This is a genomic window from Pseudomonas sp. G7(2022) (genome assembly GCF_052660475.1).
This window is the reverse complement of sequence record NZ_CP109659.1, coordinates 5,747,081-5,766,254: the sequence shown is the minus strand read 5'-3', so window position 1 is coordinate 5,766,254 and position 19,174 is coordinate 5,747,081. Positions and strand designations below refer to the sequence as shown.

At 61.8% G+C, this 19,174-nt stretch carries 16 protein-coding genes; 3 read left to right on the top strand and 13 right to left on the bottom strand.

Features of this window, described 5'->3' with window-relative positions:
* Nucleotides 1-102 precede the first annotated feature (102 nt).
* The 7 genes from NE357_RS26460 to NE357_RS26430 all read right to left on the bottom strand — a co-directional run bounded on the left by NE357_RS26460 (nt 103) and on the right by NE357_RS26430 (nt 8,275).
* Entirely contained in the window at nt 103-282 is a 180-nt protein-coding gene (locus NE357_RS26460; RefSeq protein ID WP_169432205.1) for a hypothetical protein, read from the bottom strand.
* A complete protein-coding gene (locus tag NE357_RS26455; RefSeq protein WP_169432204.1) occupies nt 279-1,409 on the bottom strand; it encodes a PepSY-associated TM helix domain-containing protein in 1,131 nt (376 codons plus the stop codon). Before NE357_RS26455 ends, NE357_RS26460 begins: the two co-directional genes overlap by 4 nt.
* 74 nt (nt 1,410-1,483) lie before the next feature.
* The gene (locus tag NE357_RS26450; RefSeq protein ID WP_169432203.1) at nt 1,484-3,910 is read right to left on the bottom strand and encodes a TonB-dependent siderophore receptor; all 2,427 of its coding nucleotides are present in this window, start codon (nt 3,908-3,910) and stop codon (nt 1,484-1,486) included.
* A gap of 122 nt (nt 3,911-4,032) precedes the next feature.
* Complete coding sequence (locus NE357_RS26445; protein ID WP_169432202.1) at nt 4,033-5,004, bottom strand: FecR domain-containing protein; 972 nt, start codon at nt 5,002-5,004, stop codon at nt 4,033-4,035.
* Entirely contained in the window at nt 5,001-5,519 is a 519-nt protein-coding gene (locus NE357_RS26440) for an RNA polymerase sigma factor (protein ID WP_169432201.1), read from the bottom strand. Before NE357_RS26440 ends, NE357_RS26445 begins: the two co-directional genes overlap by 4 nt.
* 111 nt (nt 5,520-5,630) lie before the next feature.
* Complete coding sequence (locus NE357_RS26435; RefSeq protein ID WP_169432200.1) at nt 5,631-6,338, bottom strand: 3'-5' exonuclease; 708 nt, start codon at nt 6,336-6,338, stop codon at nt 5,631-5,633.
* Nucleotides 6,335-8,275, bottom strand: a complete 1,941-nt coding sequence (locus NE357_RS26430) for a putative nucleotidyltransferase substrate binding domain-containing protein (RefSeq protein WP_169432199.1) — start codon at nt 8,273-8,275, stop codon at nt 6,335-6,337. Before NE357_RS26430 ends, NE357_RS26435 begins: the two co-directional genes overlap by 4 nt.
* A 253-nt stretch (nt 8,276-8,528) precedes the next feature.
* Between NE357_RS26430 and NE357_RS26425 the strand changes: the two genes are divergently transcribed.
* Nucleotides 8,529-8,975 carry a response regulator gene (locus NE357_RS26425; protein ID WP_169432198.1) on the top strand — a complete coding sequence of 149 codons (447 nt, stop codon included), beginning with the start codon at nt 8,529-8,531 and terminating at the stop codon, nt 8,973-8,975.
* 69 nt (nt 8,976-9,044) lie between these two features.
* On the opposite strand, the gene NE357_RS26420 is transcribed toward NE357_RS26425, so the two are convergent.
* Nucleotides 9,045-11,222, bottom strand: coding sequence for a malate synthase G (locus NE357_RS26420; protein WP_169432197.1), 2,178 nt, complete (start codon nt 11,220-11,222; stop codon nt 9,045-9,047).
* A gap of 454 nt (nt 11,223-11,676) precedes the next feature.
* Between NE357_RS26420 and NE357_RS26415 the strand changes: the two genes are divergently transcribed.
* On the top strand, nt 11,677-12,195 hold the full coding sequence (locus tag NE357_RS26415; RefSeq protein ID WP_011336250.1) for a glycine cleavage system protein R: 519 nt from the start codon (nt 11,677-11,679) through the stop codon (nt 12,193-12,195).
* A gap of 223 nt (nt 12,196-12,418) precedes the next feature.
* Here the strand turns inward: NE357_RS26415 and rarD are convergent, their stop codons facing one another.
* From rarD to NE357_RS26390, 5 genes are all read right to left on the bottom strand, one after another.
* Entirely contained in the window at nt 12,419-13,306 is an 888-nt protein-coding gene (gene rarD / locus NE357_RS26410; protein ID WP_169432196.1) for an EamA family transporter RarD, read from the bottom strand.
* A 66-nt stretch (nt 13,307-13,372) separates the two neighbouring features.
* Entirely contained in the window at nt 13,373-14,347 is a 975-nt protein-coding gene (locus NE357_RS26405; protein WP_169432195.1) for a serine/threonine protein kinase, read from the bottom strand.
* A gap of 115 nt (nt 14,348-14,462) precedes the next feature.
* The gene (locus NE357_RS26400) at nt 14,463-16,364 is read right to left on the bottom strand and encodes a PhoX family protein (RefSeq protein WP_169432194.1); all 1,902 of its coding nucleotides are present in this window, start codon (nt 16,362-16,364) and stop codon (nt 14,463-14,465) included.
* Between the two features lie 72 nt (nt 16,365-16,436).
* Complete coding sequence (locus tag NE357_RS26395; protein WP_169432193.1) at nt 16,437-17,201, bottom strand: TOBE domain-containing protein; 765 nt, start codon at nt 17,199-17,201, stop codon at nt 16,437-16,439.
* A 58-nt stretch (nt 17,202-17,259) separates the two neighbouring features.
* A complete protein-coding gene (locus NE357_RS26390) occupies nt 17,260-18,000 on the bottom strand; it encodes a ComF family protein (RefSeq protein WP_169432192.1) in 741 nt (246 codons plus the stop codon).
* Nucleotides 18,001-18,091: 91 nt separating this feature from the next.
* Between NE357_RS26390 and bioB the strand changes: the two genes are divergently transcribed.
* Nucleotides 18,092-19,147 carry a biotin synthase BioB gene (gene bioB / locus NE357_RS26385; RefSeq protein WP_169432191.1) on the top strand — a complete coding sequence of 352 codons (1,056 nt, stop codon included), beginning with the start codon at nt 18,092-18,094 and terminating at the stop codon, nt 19,145-19,147.
* The last annotated feature ends 27 nt before the right edge of the window (nt 19,148-19,174 follow it).

Genomic DNA, 19,174 nt, shown 5'->3' with positions numbered 1-19,174 from the left:
AGCTCTTTGTGGGAGCGAGCCTGCTCGCGATAGCGTCTGTTCATTCACAATCCAGGTGACTGAAAATCCGCTATCGCGAGCAGGCTCGCTCCCACAGGTTTTTCAGCTTCGCTGCAGTAATCCCTTCAATCCCAGAATTGCCGGCACTCCGAGGCCAATCCAGCTCAAACCATCCCAGATCCCGTCCCCCAGCAGCGCCGCGAACAGGCCCGCTGCACTCAGCAGCGCGATCACCAGCGGTGTGCTGAAGACCTTCCAGAAATTCGACTGACGCGGCTTCATGCAGAGGCCTGCGCCGGTTCCAGCACCGGTCTTGCGGCCCTGCGTCGCACCACCCACAGATACACGCCGCTGGCGAGGACGATGATGGTCAGCACGTCCAGCGTGGCCCAGAGGATTTTCATCGGCATGCCGCCGTAGTCACCAAAGTGCAGCGGCTGCGACATGCCCATGGCGTCCATGTACCACGGCCGTTCGGCGACTGCCGTGACCTGCAGGTTGCTGGCGTCGATCAGCACCGGCGTCAGCAGATGCGAGGTCAGGTGGGTGCCGCCCTTCATGAACACCGAGTAATGGTGCTCGCTAGAGAAGCGGGTGCCGGGGAAGGCGATGAAGTCCGGTTTCATCCCCGGAGCGACTTCGCCGGCGATATCCAGCAGGCGGGTGGCCGGGGCGAGGTGAGTCAGCGGTGGCGCATCGCGGTAGGGCGCGATCATGGTGTTGAGCGAATCGTTGCGCCAGGCCGCGATGATCAGATCGGCACAGGCGCTGATCACCCCGGTGACGCCGACCACCAGTGCCCAGGTCAGGGTCACGATGCCGATCAGGTTATGCAGGTCGAGCCAGCGCAGTCGGGTGGATTTGTCCCGGCGCACGCTGCCGAAATCCAGGCGACGCATGAACGGCAGGTACAACACCGTCCCGGACACGATGGCGACCACGAACAACACACCCATGAACGCCAGCAGCAACTTGCCCGCCAGACCGGCAAACATGTCGACGTGCAGGCGCAGGATGAACAGCATCAGCCCGCCATTGGCCGATGGTGTTTCCAGGGCTTCTCCGGTCCGCGCATCAAGCATGAAGGTGTGCGAGGCATTCGGCTCGGTGCCGGCAGTCTTCGCCATGATCGTCAGCACGGTGTTCGGCTCGTCGTCTTCGAAACCGAAATACTGCACGACTTCGCCGGGGCGATGGGTTTCGGCGGCTTGCACCAGTTGCGCCAGATTCAGGTGCGGCGTATCGGCCGGCATCTCGCGCACTTGGGGTGCGTCACCGAGCAGATGCTCGATCTCGTGATGAAAGATCAGCGGCAGGCCGGTCAGGGCCAGCAGCAGCAAAAACACGGTGCAGATCAGGCTGGTCCAGGTGTGGACGAACGACCAGCGGCGAATTGTTTTACTTTTCATTTGATGACCTTAAAGAGCACCAAAGCCGTCCACGAGGGACGGCCTGGTTGCCGGGCCGGTTTCAGCTCAGACGCTTACCACTTGTAGGTGGCGCTGGCGATGACGCTGCGCTGGTCGCCGTAGTAGCAGTAGAAGCTGTCACAGGTAGAGATGTAGTCCTTGTCCAGCAGGTTGGTGGCGTTGACTGCCAGCGACGCGCCTTTGAGGCTGTTGTCCAGGCGACCGAGGTCGTAATGCACGCTGGCATCGAACACGGTGTAGGCGTCCGCCTTGCCCAGCCAGGTGTTGGCCTTGTCGCCGTAGGTGTTGCCGGTGTAGCGCGCACCGGCGCCGATGCCGAAGCCGTCGAGCACGCCGCTGTGCCAGGTGTAGTCGGCCCATAGCGAGGCCTGCTGGTTCGGCATCAGTTGCAGACGATTGCCCTTGTCGACGCCGTTCTGCACTTCGGATTTGGCCAGGGTGTAGGCGGCGATGACTTTCAGGTTGTCGGTGACATCGGAGGTGGCTTCCAGCTCCAGGCCTTTGACTTTCACCTCGCCGGTCTGGCTGGTGATCGATACGCCGTTGACGAACGAGCTGACCGAGACGTTTTTCTGGGTCAGGTCATACACGGCTGCGGACAGCAGGGTCTTGCTGCCCGGTGGCTGGTACTTGATGCCCAGTTCCCATTGCTTGCCTTCGGTGGGCTTGAGCGATTCAGTGGAGGAGGCGTCGGCGCCACTGGTGGGCTGGAAGGATTCGGCGTACGACAGGTACGGCACGAAACCGGAGTCGAACACGTAGCTGATCGCCGCGTTACCGCTGAAGGCCTTGTCGCGCTCGGTGTTGGTCGCATCGGCCTTGTTGATGAACTGGGTACCGGTGTGCACCCAGTCTTCACGGCCACCGAGGGTCAGGCGCCATTGGTCCAGGGCCATCTGGTCCTGGATGTAGAGGCCGGTCTGGTAGGTCTTCTGGTTGTAGTCATAGAACGCGGTGGAGCGCGCCGGACGCACGATCGGCTGACCATGGATCGGGTTGTTCACGTTGATGTCCGGCGCACTGCCGAAGATCGAGGTGTAGTTGGTATTGCTGCGCTGGTGATCCAGACCCAGCAGCAGGGTGTGGCGGATGTCGCCGGTGGCGAAGTCGGCCTGGAAGTTGTTGTCCACGGCGAACTGGCTGATGTCTTCGTCGACGATGGTGGTCGAGCGGCCAACGTTGCCGTCATTGTCCACTTGAGTGAACGGGTAGGAGCCGACGGTAATGCCCTGGAACGACAGATCCGACTTGGTGTAACGCAGGTTCTGCTTGAACTGCCACACATCGTTCAGGCGATGTTCGAAGGCATAGCCCAGCGCGTAGTAGGTGCGGTCGTAGTATTCCCAGTCCGGATCGCCGAGGTTCTTGTGATGGGAAACCTTGCCGAACGGCATGTCGATCTTGGTGCCCTGCACCGGCAGGAACTGGCTGGTGATGCCGGTATCGTCGCGGGTGAACTGGGTCAGCAGGGTGAATCTGGTGTCGTCGTCGATGTTCCAGGTCAGGCTCGGCGCGATGTTGTAGCGCTTGTTTTCGATGTGGTCGATCTGCGTGTCGCTGTCACGCACCACGCCGCTGAGGCCATACAGGAACTGACCCGCTTCGTCGATCTTGCCGGTGCTGGCGAAGTTGATCTGACGGTGGTTGTCGCTGCCGTATTGCAGCTGGATTTCGCTGCTCTGCACATCGCTCGGGCGACGGCTGACCATGTCCAGCAGGCCGCCCGGCGGGGTCTGGCCGTACACGGACGAAGCCGGGCCGCGCAGCAGGGCGAGGCGGTCGAGGTTCCAGGTTTCCTGTTTCGGGTTGGCGTACACGCCTTTTGGCAGCGGCAGGCCGTCGAGGAACTGAGTCGGTTCGAAGCCGCGCACGCGCAGCCAGTCGGCGCGGGTGTCGCTGCCGTAGCTGCTGGCGGTGATGCCCGGCATGTAGCGCACGGCGTCATCGAGACTGTGCACGCTGCGATCGTCCATCTGCTGGCGGGTGGCGACGGAAATCGAACGCGGCGCTTCGACCAGCGCGGTGTCGGTCTTGGTGCCGGCGGCAGTGCGAGTGGCGGTGTAGCCTTCGACCGGGCCCCAGGCCGTTTCGGTGTTTTCCACACTGATCACGGAAGTTTCCGGCAACGCCAGCACGCCATCCGGCACGGCGACCAGAGTGTAGGTCCCGGTGCCGCTCTGTTGCAGTTGCAGACCCGTGCCACGCAGGGCCGCGCGCAGGGCGCCGGCCGCGTCATATTGGCCGTTGACCGGCGCCGAGGTCTTGCCCGCCGCCAGTGCCGGGTTCAGCGACAGCGTGAGGCCGCCCTGGCTGGCGATCTGGTTAAGGGTGGTCGACAGGGGCGCGGCCGGCAGGTTGTAGGCGCGTACGCTCGAGGCCTGTTCAGCGGCGATCAGTTGGCTGCTGGCCAGCGGGGTGCAGAGGACAATGGCGACCGCCAGCAAACTGGGGCGCAACAAGGTGTCTAGCGAACGGGACATACGGCGGCTCCTGAATGGAAATATTTCTCAATTGCCTGTGTGCCGGACGAGATTCGAAAAGTGATAGGGCTGGATGAAAATAATGTCGATTAACGCGAAACGGCCCGCGCCATGACAGAGGATCAAGGCTTCGGATCAGCCTTGGCCACGGTGACCCACCATGGCGTGTGCTGCTCGATCTGCACTGGCAGCGTCGGCAGCAGGGCGTTCAGCGCCTTGTCGGTATCGTGCAGCGGGAAACTGCCGGTGATGCGCAGATCGGCCACCTCCGGTGAGATGCCCAGATGGCCACGACGATAACGACCGAGTTCATGCACCAGGTCTTCCAGGCGGGCGTTGTCCACCACCAGCATGCCGCGGGTCCAGGCATCGACGCCGGGGTTGAGCGCCACCACCGAATCCAAGCCGTTATTGCGGATCAGCACTTGCTGGCCTTCGCGCAGGATCTGTTCCTGCGGATCGGATTGCGGATGCGCCGCCACCGCTGATTGCAGCACACTCAGGCGCGTGCCGGCGTCTTCTCGCTTGACCAGGAAACGCGTGCCGAGGGCGCGCATGCTGCCCTCGGCGGTTTCGACGAGGAACGGCCGCGCATCGCCATGACCGGTTTCGATAAGGATTTCACCTTCCTGCAGCACGATCAGCCGCTGCTTTTCATCGAACCGCACATCCATGGCGCTGTGAGTGTTGAGATTGACCACGGTGCCGTCCGCCAGCCGCACGGTACGTTGTTCACCGGTGGCGGTGCGTTGATCGGCGAGCCAGTAATCCAGCGGCAGGTAATGGTCGGCGGCAAACAATGTCAGACCGACCACCGCCACGACACTGGCCAGCCCGCTGCCCAGTTTGCGTACCCGACGCCGGATGCCTTCGCGCGATTGCAGCAATGCGCTGCGTGCCGGGCCGTTGGCCACGCTGAAACGCTGGTCGAGCATGCCCAGCTGGCGCCAGGCGCGGGCATGCTCTTCATTGGCAGCGTGCCATTTGGCGAACTCTTCGCGCTCCAGCGGACTGCTGGAGTCGAGGGTCAATTGCCAGGCGATCGCTGCATCCAGCACATGGGCCGGCACCGGTCTGGAACTGGCCGGGTTCACGTCGGCTCACCGTACAGGGCGATGTAGCACTGACGGATGCCCTGGGCCAGGTACTGGCGCACGCGGGGGACCGAAACGCCGAGTTTGTCGGCGATCTCGGCATGGGTCAGGCCGTCGAGACGGTTATAAAGGAAAGCGGCGCGGGCCTTGGTCGACAATTGGCCGAGGAGGCGGTCGATGGCCTTGAGGTCTTCGAGGATCAGTTGTTGCTCTTCCACCGACGGCTGCTCGCCTTCGGGAATCAGCATCAGTTCGGTCAGATACGCCTGTTCCAGCGCTGCCCGGCGGAAGTAGTCGAACAACAAGCCCTTGGCGATGGCTACCAGAAAGGCCCGGGGTTCGCGGGGCGTCAGCAGTTCGTCGCGGCCGAGCAGGCGGACGAAGGTGTCCTGGCTCAGGTCCTCGGCGCGTTGCGGGCAGGCCACGTTGCGCCGCAGCCACGCCAGCAGCCAACCGCGGTGGTCGCGATACAACGCACCGACGAGCTCACTGTGAGGGCTTTGGGCTGACGACACGAAAACACCGACTGGGAAATGTTAACCAACGAGAATTGTTCGCGATTGTGGCAGAGGTGGGAATGGTTAGCAATTGGCCACCGGTCGGGTTGTCGGGCGACAACCCGGGACTCAGAACGAATGTGTCTGCTGACGGCGCTTCCATTGGCTCAGGCGTTGTTGCAGATTCAGTGGACTGTGGATCTGTTGCTGACGCGCGCGACTGAACAGAATCAACGCCAGTTCCGCCGTGGCCAGCGCATCGGCGCTGGCGTGGTGGCGTTCGAACACTTCAAGCCTGAACCAGTCGATCCATTCGTCCAGTCCTGCCTCGCGGATGTGCGCTTGTGGGCAAACCAGTGGTGCGATGTCGGCGACATCCAGAAACACCTGCTGCAATTTGTACCCCAGGTGTTCTTTCATGGCGCGGCCCAGCATGTGTTGATCGAACGGCGCATGAAACGCCAGCACCGGACTGTCCCCGATAAACTCCAGCAAATCGACCAGAGCCTCGGCCGGTTCGCTGCCGGCGGCAATCGCGTTCGGCCCCAGTCCATGGATCAACACACTGGGGCCGAGTTTCAGTTCGCGACATTGCAGGGTGCGTTCGAATTGCTGGCTGAAATCGATCGCACCGTCCTCGATCACCACCGCGCCGATCGACAGCACCCGATCCTTGTTCAGATTGAGCCCGGTGGTTTCCAGATCCAGCACCACCCAGCGCTGTTCGCGCAGACTGCACTCGCTCAGTCCGCGGATCGCCGGCAGTTTCGCCAGGCGTTGTCGCAGATTGTCCGGCAGAACGGGGCTGGCCGGGCGCAGCCACGAAAACAGGCTCATAGCTGATACCGCAAGGTCAGGCTGCTTTGCAGGCGCTGGGCCTGGCGCAGGGATTCGCGCAGGATGCGCCGGTCCAGATGATTGAGGCTGTCGGGATCGACCCGGTTCGAATACGGCAGGTTTTCCCGGGTCTGCAGTTGATGCTGCTGCATGCGCGTCTGCTGGATGAAGTGATACGCCTCTTCGTACGCGGCGCCATCCAGTCGGTCGATGACTTCTTTATCCACAAGCTGGCGGAAGCGTTCGAGGGTGTTGTTGGCGTCGATGCCGTTGGCCAGCGCGAGCAGGCGCGCACCGTCGACAAACGGGGTCAGGCCCTGGATCTTCAGGTCCAGCGTGGCTTTCTCGCCGTTCTTTTTCGTCAGCACGAACTCACGGAAACGCCCAACCGGCGGACGGTTGCGCAAGGCGTTCTCGGCCATCATCCGCTGGAACAGGCGATTGTCGCCGACCTGATCGAGAATCCCCCGGCGCAATTGCTCGCAACCCTGTTCATCACCCCAGACCACCCGCAGGTCGAAATAGATGCTGGAACCCAACAGGTTCTCCGGCGTCGCCTCGCGAATGAACGCGGCAAACCGTCGGGCCCATTCGGCACGGGACAGACATAGCTGAGGATTGCCGGCCATGATGTTGCCCTTGCACAGGGTGAAGCCGCATTGCGCCAGGCTGTTGTTGATCTGCTGGGCAATCGGCAGCAGTTTGCCGCGAATCTCCGCCGCGTGGGCCGCATCCCGGGCTTCGAACAGAATGCCGTTGTCCTGATCGGTGTGCAGGGTCTGCTCGCGCCGGCCTTCGCTGCCGAAACACAACCAGCTGAATGGCACGCCGGGGTCGCCTTTCTCGACGAGGGTCAGTTCGATCACCCGGCACACGGTGTGATCGTTGAGCAGGGTGATGATGTGGGTGATCTGGGTCGAGGACGCGCCGTGAGCGAGCATGCGTTCCACCAGTTGGCCGATCTCGCCGCGCAGGGTCACCAGTTGCTCGACTCGCTGGGCGCTGCGGATGGTCCGGGCCAGGTGCACCAGATCGACCCGCTGCAGCGAAAACAGATCCCGTTCGGAAACCACGCCGCACAGGCGCTGATCCTTGACCAGGCACACGTGGGCGATGTGCCTTTCGGTCATGGCAATCGCCGCGTCGAAGGCGCTGTGATCCGGCGACAGATAGAACGGCGAGTGCGTCATGTGGCGTTCGATCGGCTCGCTGAAATCGCCAACCCCTTCAGCCACGACATGCCGCAGATCGCGCAGGGTGAAAATCCCCAGCGGCGCCTTGTGTTCATCCACCGCGACGATGCTGCCGACCTGTTGTTCATGCATCAGCTTCACCGCTTCGCGCAGAGGGGTGGAAGGGCTGCAGGTCACTGGATGGCGCATCGCCAATTCGCCCAGGCGGGTGTTCAGCGAGTATTGGGTGCCGAGGGTTTCCACGGCTTTCTGCTGGACTTGCTGGTTGACCTGATCCAGCAGGCTGCTGACCCCGCGAAGGGCGAAGTCGCGGAAGGTATTGGAGAGGGCGAACAGCTTGATGAACGCCAGTTTGTTCAGTTGCAGGCAGAAGGTGTCTTCGCCGGCCAGATGCTCGGTGCGGGTCGCCCGTTCGCCGAGCAGCGCGGCGAGGGGAAAACACTCACCGGTGGTGATTTCAAACGTGGTTTCGGTGCCGCCCTTGGCCGTGTGTGGGCGCTCACCGACCACCCGGCCCTGCTTGACGATGTAGAAGTGTTCGACCGGCCCGTCGGCGGGCTTGATGATGCTCTCGCCCTGACCATAGAAGCGCAGCTGGCATTGCTCCACCAGATAGGCCAGGTGGGCGTGTTCCATTTGATTGAAAGGGGGGAAGCGCTGGAGGAATTGCAAAGTGCCCTGAATGTTCTGCAACACCGCGGTTTTCCCTGCCTGGGTGAAGGCGTCCGCTTTACTCATAACCATTACCGCAGTCTTTTTCGAATTGTTGTTGTCGGATCGTTGCAGCCATGGTCGACCCCATCGCGCGGGGTGCCCATTGGACGTAAGTCTAGGTTGGGCATGCCGTTGGGGAGTTTTCGGATATGCCCTACAAAATCAGTCGGAAATTCTTCGGTTCGCCCCTTGGAAAAAAATCCGACGAAGTGCACATTGAAGCTCTGCCCAGCGATGTCTGACCACTGTGCCAGGGGACTGAATTGAAAACGTAGAGAACGCCATGTCCGACCACGATATTTTGAGCGACGCCGAGCGGGAAGCGCTCAGCGCTGTAATGCTCGAACCCGATTTGCCACCGCAACGTGTATTGATCGTCGACGACGACAAGGACGCCCGGGAGCTGTTGTCGGAGATTCTCGGATTGGATGGCATTCGCTGCCTGACCGCGGCCAGCGGCGAAACCGCTCTGAAAATGCTCGCGGAAAAACCTTCGATCGGACTGGTGATCACAGACCTGCGCATGGGCAACGTCGATGGTCTGGAGTTGATCCGCCAGGTGCGCGAGTCAGTGCGGGCGGCGTTGCCGATCATCATTGTGTCGGGCGATGCCGACGTGAAGGACGCGATTGCGGCGATGCATTTGAGTGTGGTGGATTTTCTGCTCAAACCGATCGATACCGCCAAATTGCTTGGACTGGTCAGGCATGAGCTGGGCATCGAGCCCTAGCCAATCCGGCGCAAACAAAAAAGCCCTGATCAAAAGATCAGGGCTTTTCATGTCCGGCATCCGCGCAAGTTACAGGCCGTTGGCAGCCTTGAACTCGCGGCGACGACGGTGCAGGACCGGCTCGGTGTAGCCGTTCGGCTGTTTGGTGCCCTCGATCACCAGTTCGACCGCCGCCTGGAAGGCGATGTTGCTGTCGAAGTTCGGGGCCAGCGGACGGTACAGCGGGTCGTTGGCATTCTGACGGTCCACTACCGGCGCCATGCGCTTGAGGCTTTCCATCACTTGCGCTTCGGTCACCACACCGTGGCGCAGCCAGTTGGCGATGTGCTGGCTGGAGATACGCAGCGTCGCACGGTCTTCCATCAGGCCGACATCATTGATATCCGGCACTTTCGAACAGCCCACGCCCTGGTCGATCCAGCGCACCACGTAACCGAGAATGCCCTGGGCGTTGTTGTCCAGTTCGTTCTTGATCTGCTCCGGGGTCCAGTTCGGGTTGACCGCCAGCGGGATGGTCAGGATGTCATCGACCGAAGCGCGGGCGCGTTTGGCCAGCTCGGCCTGACGGGCGAACACGTCGACCTTGTGGTAGTGCAGCGCGTGCAGCGCGGCAGCCGTCGGCGACGGAACCCAAGCAGTGTTGGCGCCGGCCAGCGGGTGAGCGATTTTCTGTTCGAGCATCGCTGCCATCAGGTCGGGCATCGCCCACATGCCTTTACCGATTTGCGCACGACCTTGCAGGCCGGTGCTCAGACCGATATCGACGTTCCAGTTTTCGTAGGCGCCGATCCACTTCTCGGCCTTCATGTCAGCCTTGCGCACCATCGGGCCGGCTTCCATGGAGGTGTGGATTTCGTCGCCGGTGCGGTCGAGGAAACCGGTGTTGATGAATACCACGCGCTCGCTGGCAGCCTGGATGCACGCTTTGAGGTTGACCGTGGTACGGCGTTCCTCGTCCATGATCCCGACTTTCAGGGTGTTGCGCGCAAGGCCCAGCACGTCTTCGATGCGACCGAACAGCTCGTTGGTGAACGCCGCTTCTTCAGGGCCGTGCATCTTCGGTTTGACGATGTAGACCGAACCGGTGCGGGTGTTCTTGCGTGAAGTGTTGCCGTTCAGGTTGTGCATCGCTGCGAGGCAAGTCACCAGACCGTCGAGGATACCTTCCGGCACTTCGTTGCCGTGCTTGTCGAGGATCGCGTCGATGGTCATCAGGTGACCGACGTTACGCACGAACAACAGCGAGCGGCCGTGCAGGGTCAATTCGCTGCCGTCGACCTTGGTGTAGGTGCGATCCGGGTTCATGGTACGGGTGAAGGTCTGGCCGCCCTTGGACACGGATTCCGCCAGGTCGCCCTTCATCAGGCCGAGCCAGTTGCGGTAGATCACCACCTTGTCGTCGGCATCGACAGCCGCCACGGAGTCTTCGCAGTCCATGATGGTGGTCAGCGCCGCTTCCATCAGGATGTCTTTGACGCCGGCGGCATCGGTCTGGCCGACCGGGGTGCTGGCGTCGATCTGGATTTCGAAATGCAGGCCGTTGTTTTTCAGCAGGATCGCGATCGGCGCATTGGCGTCGCCCTGGAAGCCGATCAGTTGTGCATCGTTGCGCAGGCCGCTGGTGCTGCCGCCCTTGAGGGTGACCAGCAGTTTGCCGTCAGCGATCTTGTAGCCGGTGGAATCGACGTGGGAGCCTGCGGCCAGTGGCGCGGCTTCGTCGAGGAACGCACGGGCGAAGGCGATGACTTTATCGCCACGCACCTTGTTGTAGCCTTTGCCTTTTTCCGCGCCGCCGGCTTCGCTGATGGCGTCGGTGCCATATAGAGCGTCGTACAGCGAACCCCAGCGGGCGTTCGAGGCGTTGAGGGCGAAGCGGGCGTTCATCACCGGAACCACGAGTTGCGGGCCGGCGGTACGGGCGATTTCGTCGTCGACGTTTTGCGTCGTTGCCTGGAAATCAGCCGCTTCTGGCAGCAGATAACCGATCTCTTGCAGGAAGGCTTTATAAGCCACGGCGTCGTGCGGCTGACCGGCACGGCTCTGGTGCCAGCCGTCGATACGAGCCTGGAAGTCATCGCGTTTGGCGAGTAGGGCTTTGTTCTTCGGCGCCAGGTCGTGAATGACCTTGTCGGCACCTTCCCAGAATTTGTCGGCGGTGAGGCCGGTACCGGGAATGGCTTCGTTGTTCACGAAGTCGAACAGGACTTTGGCGACCTGCAGGCCACCGACTTGAACGTGTTCAGTCATTGCTTGCCTCACTCTGCTCAGCTATTTCGCTTTTCAGCTCTTCAATTTAACAATGAAGCCTCTGGCCATTTAAACCACAAACCCCTTGACCAGTACATGCCATCGCTGGCGGCTGGGTTGGGACCAATCAACGGCTTGGGGGCCTTGCTGACGGGGCTTTCAGGGTTGCGAACGTGCCTTGGGCAGACATCGATCCAGCGTTATGTAGTGCGCGCTGCGGCATACTACATGATGAGTTGCGGTTGTGAAAATCAGACTAATTACGTCGTTCTGCGACCCCATGACGCATTGCGGTCACGGCGCGGAACGGGATGTTCTCAAAAAACCAATGGATTGTTCCAGTTAAATATAAAAAGTTGTACACGATTGGTTAATTCGAGCGTCTGAGGCGTCTGTCGAACGCTTGCCTATACTTGCTTTTCTATAACAAAAGTCATGACAAGAGGGCTGCGCCATGGATCACCTCGTACTCACCGTCTTCGCGCCGGACAAGCCCGGGCAGGTCGAGCGCATCGCCCAATGCATCGCCGAGCACGGCGGCAACTGGCTGGAAAGCCGCATGTCGCGAATGGCCGGGCAGTTCGCCGGGATTCTGCGGGTTGGCGTGCCGGCAGAGGCTTACGACGAATTAGTCGATGCCTTACAAGCGCTGTCGGCGCAGGGCATTCGTGTGCTGGTGGCCGAAAGCGGTATCGAGCAGGCCTGCACGTGGAAACCGATCGCCATGGAACTGGTGGGCAATGATCGTCCGGGCATCGTGCGCGATATCACCCGGTTGCTGAGCGAGCAGGGCGTGAACCTCGAACGGCTGGTGACCGAAGTGCGCCCGGCACCGATGAGCAGTGAACCGCTGTTCCACGCCGAAGCGATTCTCGCGGTGCCGCTGACTTTGTCGCTGGACGTGCTGCAATCGCGCCTGGAAACCCTGGCCGATGACTTGATGGTGGAATTGGTGCTGCGCACCGACCTGTGAAGACGGATCGGGTTATCCAGTTTAAACGTGCACCTGCCTGTGGATAACCTGTAGAGACTGACCGCCAGGCCACGTCCGCCGTGGCTTTGCGTGAATTGATCAAAAAAACGCCAGCATTCAGTGACTTGCGCACAAACAGCGGGGATCACGCTGTGGATAACCTTGGGAAGGAACGATGCAGGCCACGAGAACCGTGGCCTGCGGAGCTTTGTACGTTTTTTGATCAGCTGCGCCGGCGCAGACTTATCCACGCATCGACGCTGTACACCGCCAGACCGGCCCAGATAAACATGAAGGCGATCAGCGTGCTGGACGACAAGTGCTCACCGAACAGCAGCACGGCTTGCAGCAGCACCAGAGTCGGTGCCAGGTACTGCAGGAAGCCGAGGGTGGTGTAGGGCAGGTGCCGCGCCGCCGCGTTGAAGCAGACCAGCGGCACCAGCGTCACCGGACCGGCCGCCACCAGCCACCAGGCTTCGGAGGTCGTCCAGAACTCGGCCTGAGCACTGGTCGCGGTCGGATTGAACAGCAGCCATGCGAGGGCGATCGGCACCAGCATCCAGGTTTCCACCACCAGCCCCGGCAGCGCCTTGACCGGCGCCTGCTTGCGGATCAGCCCGTAGAAACCGAAGGTCAGCGCCAACACCAGCGAAACCCACGGCAGACTGCCGACTTGCCAGACCTGCTGCGCTACGCCGGCCGCCGCCAGACCGACCGCCAGCCACTGCATGCGCCGCAGGCGTTCGCCGAGGATCAGCATGCCCAGCAGCACGTTCACCAGCGGGTTGATGTAGTAACCGAGGCTCGCTTCCAGCATCCGGCCGTTGTTCACCGACCACACGTAAGTCAGCCAGTTGGCGGCGATCAAGGTACCGCTGAGTGCGAGAATCGCCAGGCGTTTGGGGTTGTCGCGCAGTTCCTGCCACCAGCCGGGATGCTTCCACACCATCAACAGCAGCGCGCCGAACAGCGCTGACCAAAGCACCCGGTGGATGATGATTTCCACCGCCGGCACTTCGGCGATGGCTTTGAAGTAGAGCGGGAACAGTCCCCAGATGATGTAGGCGCTGAGGCCCAGAATGTACCCGCGACGCGGGTTGGCGGCTTGCATGCAGAGTCCTTGCTTAGGCAGCTAACAAAACAGCAATTGTACGGGCAGTTGTATAGACGTGTCGTGTCAGAAAAGCTTCAACGGCTCTTCGTTCAGCGCCGCCAGCTGCTCACGCAACGCCAGCACCTGATCGCCCCAATACCGCTCCGTGCCGAACCACGGAAAACTGTGAGGGAACGCCGGATCGTCCCAGCGTCGGGCCAGCCACGCGCTGTAATGCATCAGGCGCAAGGCGCGCAGTGGTTCGATCAGCGCCAGTTCGCGGGGGTCGAAATCGTGGAACTCGTTGTAGCCGTCCATCAACTCCGACAGCTGTCCGAGACACTCCTGGCGATCGCCGGCGAGCATCATCCAGATGTCCTGCACCGCCGGCCCCATGCGGCAGTCGTCGAGGTCGACGATGTGGAACATCTCGTCGCGGCACATCATGTTGCCGGGGTGGCAGTCGCCGTGTATGCGGATGTTCTGGTGCGGCGTGGCGGCGTAGACGTCTTCCACACGCTTGAGCAGATCGCGGGCGACAGACTCGTAGGCCGGCAACAGACTTTTCGGAATGAAGTTGCCTTCCAGCAAAGTGGTCAGCGACGCATGGCCAAAGTTCTGCACGGTCAGCGCTTCTCGGTGTTCGAACGGCTTCGTTCCGCCGACCGCGTGCATGCGCCCGAGCAACTGGCCGAGGCGATACAGCTGATCGAGATTGCCCGGCTCCGGCGCGCGGCCACCGCGACGGGGAAACAAGGTGAAACGGAAGCCAGCGTGTTCATGCAGGGTTTCGCCGTTGTGGACAAGTGGCGCCACCACCGGGATCTCGACGTCGGCCAGTTCGAAGGTGAACTGGTGTTCTTCGAGAATGGCCTCGTTGGTCCAGCGCTTCGGGCGATAGAACTTGGCGATCAGCGGTTCCGAGTCTTCGATGCCGACCTGATAGACGCGGTTTTCGTAACTGTTGAGCGCCAGGATGCGCGCATCGCTCAGGAAACCGATGCTTTCGACGGCATCGAGCACGAGGTCTGGGGTGAGGGTTTCAAACGGGTGGGCCATGCTGACTCCTGCGCGCAGCAGGCTGCCGCGTCCGGCCCAGCATGGTAGCGCAGACGGGCTGTCTTGAGGGGATCGTTCCCGTGCAGGGCACGGGAACGATCAGAGCGTCGCAGCATCAGGCGCCGACGATCCCGCCATCCTCACGGGTAATCGCTATCACCGAAGAGCGTGGCTTGCCGTTCGGCAGGTGCTCGGGGAAGGTCGAGCCGCCGTTCTCGCCCGGATGCTGAATCCCGACAAACAGGGTTTTCTGATCCGGCGAGAAACTGATCCCGGTGACTTCGCAACCGATCGGTCCGACCATGAACCGGCGAATCTCACCGGTCGCAGGATCGGCGCAGAGCATCTGGTTGTTGCCCATTCCGGCAAAGTCCCCGGCGTTGCTCGAATCACCGTCGGTGAGAATCCACAGTCGGCCGGCCTTGTCGAAACCGAGGCCGTCAGGGCTGTTGAACATGTTTTGCGGCGTGATGTTCGACGAGCCGCCCTTCGGCGTGCCGGCGTGCACGCTCGGGTTGCCGGCCACCACGAACAGGTCCCAGACGAAAGTTTTGGAGCCGTGATCGTCGCGGTCAGTGCGCCAGCGCAGGATCTGCCCGTAGACGTTTTTCTCGCGGGGGTTCGGCCCGCCCACCGGTTGCCCGTCTTCGCCGCGTTTGGCGTTGTTGGTCAGGGTGCAATAAACCTGGCCGTCTTTCGGGCTGACCACGATCCATTCCGGACGGTCCATGCGTGTGGCGCCGACCACGCTGGCGGCAAGACGCGCGTGAATCAGCACTTCGGCCTGATCGGCGAAACCGCTGCTGGCGTCGATGCCGTTCTTGCCGTGGGTCAGTTCGATCCACTGGCCCTGGCCTTTCGGGTGGTCGGGGTTGCCGTCGCCCGCATCGAACTTCGCCACGTACAGGGTGCCGTGATCGAGGATGTCGCGGTTGGCTTTCGCGTTGCGGTGGTTGATGCGGTCGCGGCTGATGAACTTGTAGATGAACTCGCCGCGTTCGTCGTCGCCCATGTACACCACGGCGCGACCGTCGTCGGTCTCGGCCAGGGCAGCGTTTTCGTGTTTGAAGCGACCGAGGGCGGTGCGTTTGACCGGCGTCGATTGCGGGTCGAACGGGTCGATTTCCACCACCCAGCCGTGACGGTTGAGCTCGTTCGGGTTTTTGGCCATGTCGAAGCGCGGATCGAACGGATGCCAGTTGATCTCGCGGCTGGCGGCCGTCACGCCGTAGCGCTTCTGCGCCGGATCGAACTGTTGCTGGGCATTGCTGCTGCCGAAGCAGTCGGTGAAGTTCTCTTCACACGTCAGATAAGTGCCCCACGGGGTCTTGCCGTTGGCGCAGTTCTGGAAGGTGCCGAGGACTTTCTTGCCGTGCTTGTCGGCGCTGGTTTTCATCAATTCATGACCGGCCGCCGGGCCGCTGATGCGCAGCGGTGAGTTGCCGTGGATGCGGCGGTTGTAGCGCGAACCCTGAACGAACTGCCATTGACCGTTCTTGCGCGCCACTTCGATCACCGAGACACCTTCGCAGGCCAGGGCCTTGCGCACGTCTTCCGCCGATTGCGGCAGGCCGCCGTGAGGGTAGAGGTAGCGGTAGTTGGTGTATTCGTTGTTGATCGCCATCAGGGCGCGGTTTCTGTCGTCCGGAAAGGCGAACAGGCTCATGCCGTCGTTGTTGTCACCGAACTGCACTTCCTGTGCGGCTGCAGTGCCGTTGCCGCTCGGGTCGAAGGCCGGGCCGTTCTTGTGCAGGGGCTGGCCCCAGCTGATCAGCACCGACGACTTGTAACCCTTGGGCAGGCTGATGACGTCGGTGGTGGCGGCCGCAATGCTGTCGAAGCCCAGCAGGCGGCTGTTGCCGGCGCTGACACCGGTGGCCAGGGCGCTGCGACTCAACAGGCTGCCACCGAGGAACATCGCCGCGCCGCACAGCGCACCGGCACCGATGAAACCACGACGGCTCAGGCCGACCATTTTTTCCAGGTCAGTGGATTGGTTTTCTTCTAATAGGCTCACATCAGGCTCCCTGCTTGGTTTTGGCAGCCACCTTAATGAGAGGCGATGACGCTTTTGTTGCAGGAACCCGGGCTAGAGTGGTGTGCCGATGATCACATTGGACGGCGAGAACTGCACCCGTACCGGTTGTTCGACGGTCAGTTTGTGGGTGCGCAGGTGCAGCGGCTCAGCCAGGGCGCAGAGTGTCTGGCCGTTGGGCAGGGCGATGCGCACTTCGCTGGGGCCGTCCTCGGCATCGAGAATGGCTTCGAGGGTGCCTTCGAGAAGATTGTGACCAGATGTTGCGGCTTGCCCGTTGCCCAGTAATTCAAGCCAGCCAGCCTTGATCAGTGCCACCACTTCGGTGTTCGGTTGCAGCTCCAGATGCACGGTGCTGTCGTGGGTGATCTGCGCGTCGATGCACAAGCCTTCGGCCAGTTCGAGGCGGATCAGGTCATTGCGGCCCTGATGCTCGATGCTGATGACTTTGCCGTGCAATTGATTGCGGGCGCTGGTGCGAAGCATCAAACGGCCGAGCAGATCCAGATCACTGGCGTCCTCGGCGGCTTCCAGCACCTGCGCCTGCAAGGCTTGGAGCTTCTGATAAAGACGCAGCACCCGTTCACCTTCGCTGGACAGTTTCGCGCCGCCGCCGCCCTTGCCGCCGACAGCCCGCTCGACCAAGGGTTTCTGCGCCAGATTGTTCAGTTCATCGATGGCGTCCCATGCCGCTTTGTAGCTCAGGCCCGCGCTTTTTGCGGCGCGGGTAATCGAGCCCTGTTCGGCAATGTGCTGCAGCAGGGCGATACGCTGCGGGCGGCGGACGATGTGCTGGGACAACAGGCTGGGCAGGGACATGTCGAGTGCTTTGTTCTGGGTTGATGGAGGAGGAAGTTGGCCGCTTGGCGCGTGTGAGTCAAGCCGCGTCGCCAGGTTTCGGTGTGCGGGCCAGGCAGTAGACGTCGACCCGCGTGGCGCCCGCGTCCAGCAGCAACCGGGCCAGTGCTTGAGCTGTGGCGCCGGTGGTCAGCACATCATCCACCAAGGCCAGATGCCGGCCTCGTACATCGGCCTCCGGCACCCGCTTGAAGGCATTGCGCAAATTGCGTTTACGCGCCCTGGCGTCGAGCGCCTGCTGGGCGCTGGTGTCCTGGGTACGGCGCAGGACATTTTCTTCACAGGGCAGATCCAGTTGCTTGCCGAGCCATTGCGCCAGCATTGCCGCCTGATTGAATCCGCGCTGACGCAGGCGCTTGTTCGCCAATGGCACCGGCAGCAGGGCGTCCGGACGTGGCAGGCCCTCGTCGAAGCGATGTTGCAGGAACTGCCCGAGAACCTCGCCCAACAGGCGGCCAAACGGCCATTTGGCGTTGTGTTTGAAACGGGTGATCAGACTGTCCACCGGGAAGCCGTAGGACCAGGGCACCACCACCTGTTCGAAGGCGGGTGGATCCTTCAGGCACTCGCCGCATGTCAGGCCTGCTGCGGGCAGCGGCAATGCACAAGTCATGCATTGATCGCCAAGCCAGGGCAGGTCGGTTTCGCAGGCTACGCAGAGGGGCGTTTCGGTTTCCGCCGGCTCATCGCAAATCAAACAGGTTTGGTTGTTATTTAACCAGATGTAAACCGGTCTATCTTGATGTGGTTGACAGTGCATGGCTCTTCCTTAAATATGCCGAACATCCGTGTCGTGCCTGTGGGTATTCCGTTTCCCCAGGCGCAAGCCAAGCATAACCAAGGAATCGCCCATGAGCGCCAGCACCACTGCCACCCTGCGTCACGACTGGACTTTGGCCGAAGTCAAAGCACTCTTCGTTCAGCCATTCAACGACTTGCTGTTTCAGGCGCAGACGGTGCACCGCGCGCATTTCGACGCCAACCGCGTCCAGGTTTCCACCCTGCTGTCGATCAAGACCGGCGCCTGTCCGGAAGATTGCAAATACTGTCCGCAGTCCGGTCACTACAACACGGGCCTGGAAAAAGAAAAGCTGATGGAAGTGCAGAAGGTCCTCGAAGAGGCTGCCCGCGCCAAGGCCATCGGTTCGACCCGTTTCTGCATGGGCGCGGCGTGGAAGCACCCGTCGGCCAAGGACATGCCTTACGTGTTGAAAATGGTCGAAGGCGTGAAGGCCATGGGCCTGGAAACCTGCATGACCCTCGGTCGTCTCGATCAGGACCAGACTGAAGCGCTGGCCAAGGCCGGCCTCGACTACTACAACCACAACCTCGATACCTCGCCGGAGTTCTACGGCAGCATCATCACTACCCGCACCTATGCCGAGCGTCTGCAGACCCTGGCCTATGTGCGCGATGCGGGGATGAAGATCTGCTCCGGCGGCATCCTCGGTATGGGCGAGTCCCTCGATGACCGCGCGAACCTGCTGATCCAGCTGGCCAACCTGCCGGAGCACCCGGAATCGGTGCCGATCAACATGCTGGTGAAAGTCGCCGGCACGCCGCTGGAAAACGCTGACGATGTCGATCCGTTCGACTTCATCCGCATGCTCGCCGTGGCGCGCATCCTCATGCCGCAATCCCACGTGCGCCTGTCCGCCGGCCGCGAAGCGATGAACGAGCAGATGCAGGCCCTGGCGTTCTTCGCCGGCGCCAACTCGATTTTCTACGGCGACAAACTGCTGACCACCGCCAACCCGCAGGCCGACAAGGACATGCAGTTGTTCGCACGTCTGGGCATTCAGCCGGAAGCCCGTGAAGAGCATGCCGACGAAGTGCATCAGGCCGCCATCGAGCAGGCGCTGGTGGAGCAGAAGAGCAGCGGGCAGTTCTATAACGCGGCGGTCTGATCGCCCGTTTTTTCAGGCGCTGCCTCG

Bases quoted from the DNA above. Each gene is read 5' to 3' on its own strand.
- NE357_RS26460 (WP_169432205.1), bottom strand. From the start codon at position 282: ATGAAGCCGCGTCAGTCGAATTTCTGGAAGGTCTTCAGCACACCGCTG.
- NE357_RS26430 (WP_169432199.1), bottom strand. From the start codon at position 8,275: ATGGTTATGAGTAAAGCGGACGCCTTCACCCAGGCAGGGAAAACCGCG.
- NE357_RS26450 (WP_169432203.1), bottom strand. From the start codon at position 3,910: ATGTCCCGTTCGCTAGACACCTTGTTGCGCCCCAGTTTGCTGGCGGTC.
- bioB (WP_169432191.1), top strand. From the start codon at position 18,092: ATGAGCGCCAGCACCACTGCCACCCTGCGTCACGACTGGACTTTGGCC.
- NE357_RS26415 (WP_011336250.1), top strand. From the start codon at position 11,677: ATGGATCACCTCGTACTCACCGTCTTCGCGCCGGACAAGCCCGGGCAG.
- NE357_RS26435 (WP_169432200.1), bottom strand. From the start codon at position 6,338: ATGAGCCTGTTTTCGTGGCTGCGCCCGGCCAGCCCCGTTCTGCCGGAC.
- rarD (WP_169432196.1), bottom strand. From the start codon at position 13,306: ATGCAAGCCGCCAACCCGCGTCGCGGGTACATTCTGGGCCTCAGCGCC.
- NE357_RS26420 (WP_169432197.1), bottom strand. From the start codon at position 11,222: ATGACTGAACACGTTCAAGTCGGTGGCCTGCAGGTCGCCAAAGTCCTG.
- NE357_RS26395 (WP_169432193.1), bottom strand. From the start codon at position 17,201: ATGTCCCTGCCCAGCCTGTTGTCCCAGCACATCGTCCGCCGCCCGCAG.
- NE357_RS26455 (WP_169432204.1), bottom strand. From the start codon at position 1,409: ATGAAAAGTAAAACAATTCGCCGCTGGTCGTTCGTCCACACCTGGACC.
- NE357_RS26390 (WP_169432192.1), bottom strand. From the start codon at position 18,000: ATGCACTGTCAACCACATCAAGATAGACCGGTTTACATCTGGTTAAAT.
- NE357_RS26405 (WP_169432195.1), bottom strand. From the start codon at position 14,347: ATGGCCCACCCGTTTGAAACCCTCACCCCAGACCTCGTGCTCGATGCC.
- NE357_RS26425 (WP_169432198.1), top strand. From the start codon at position 8,529: ATGTCCGACCACGATATTTTGAGCGACGCCGAGCGGGAAGCGCTCAGC.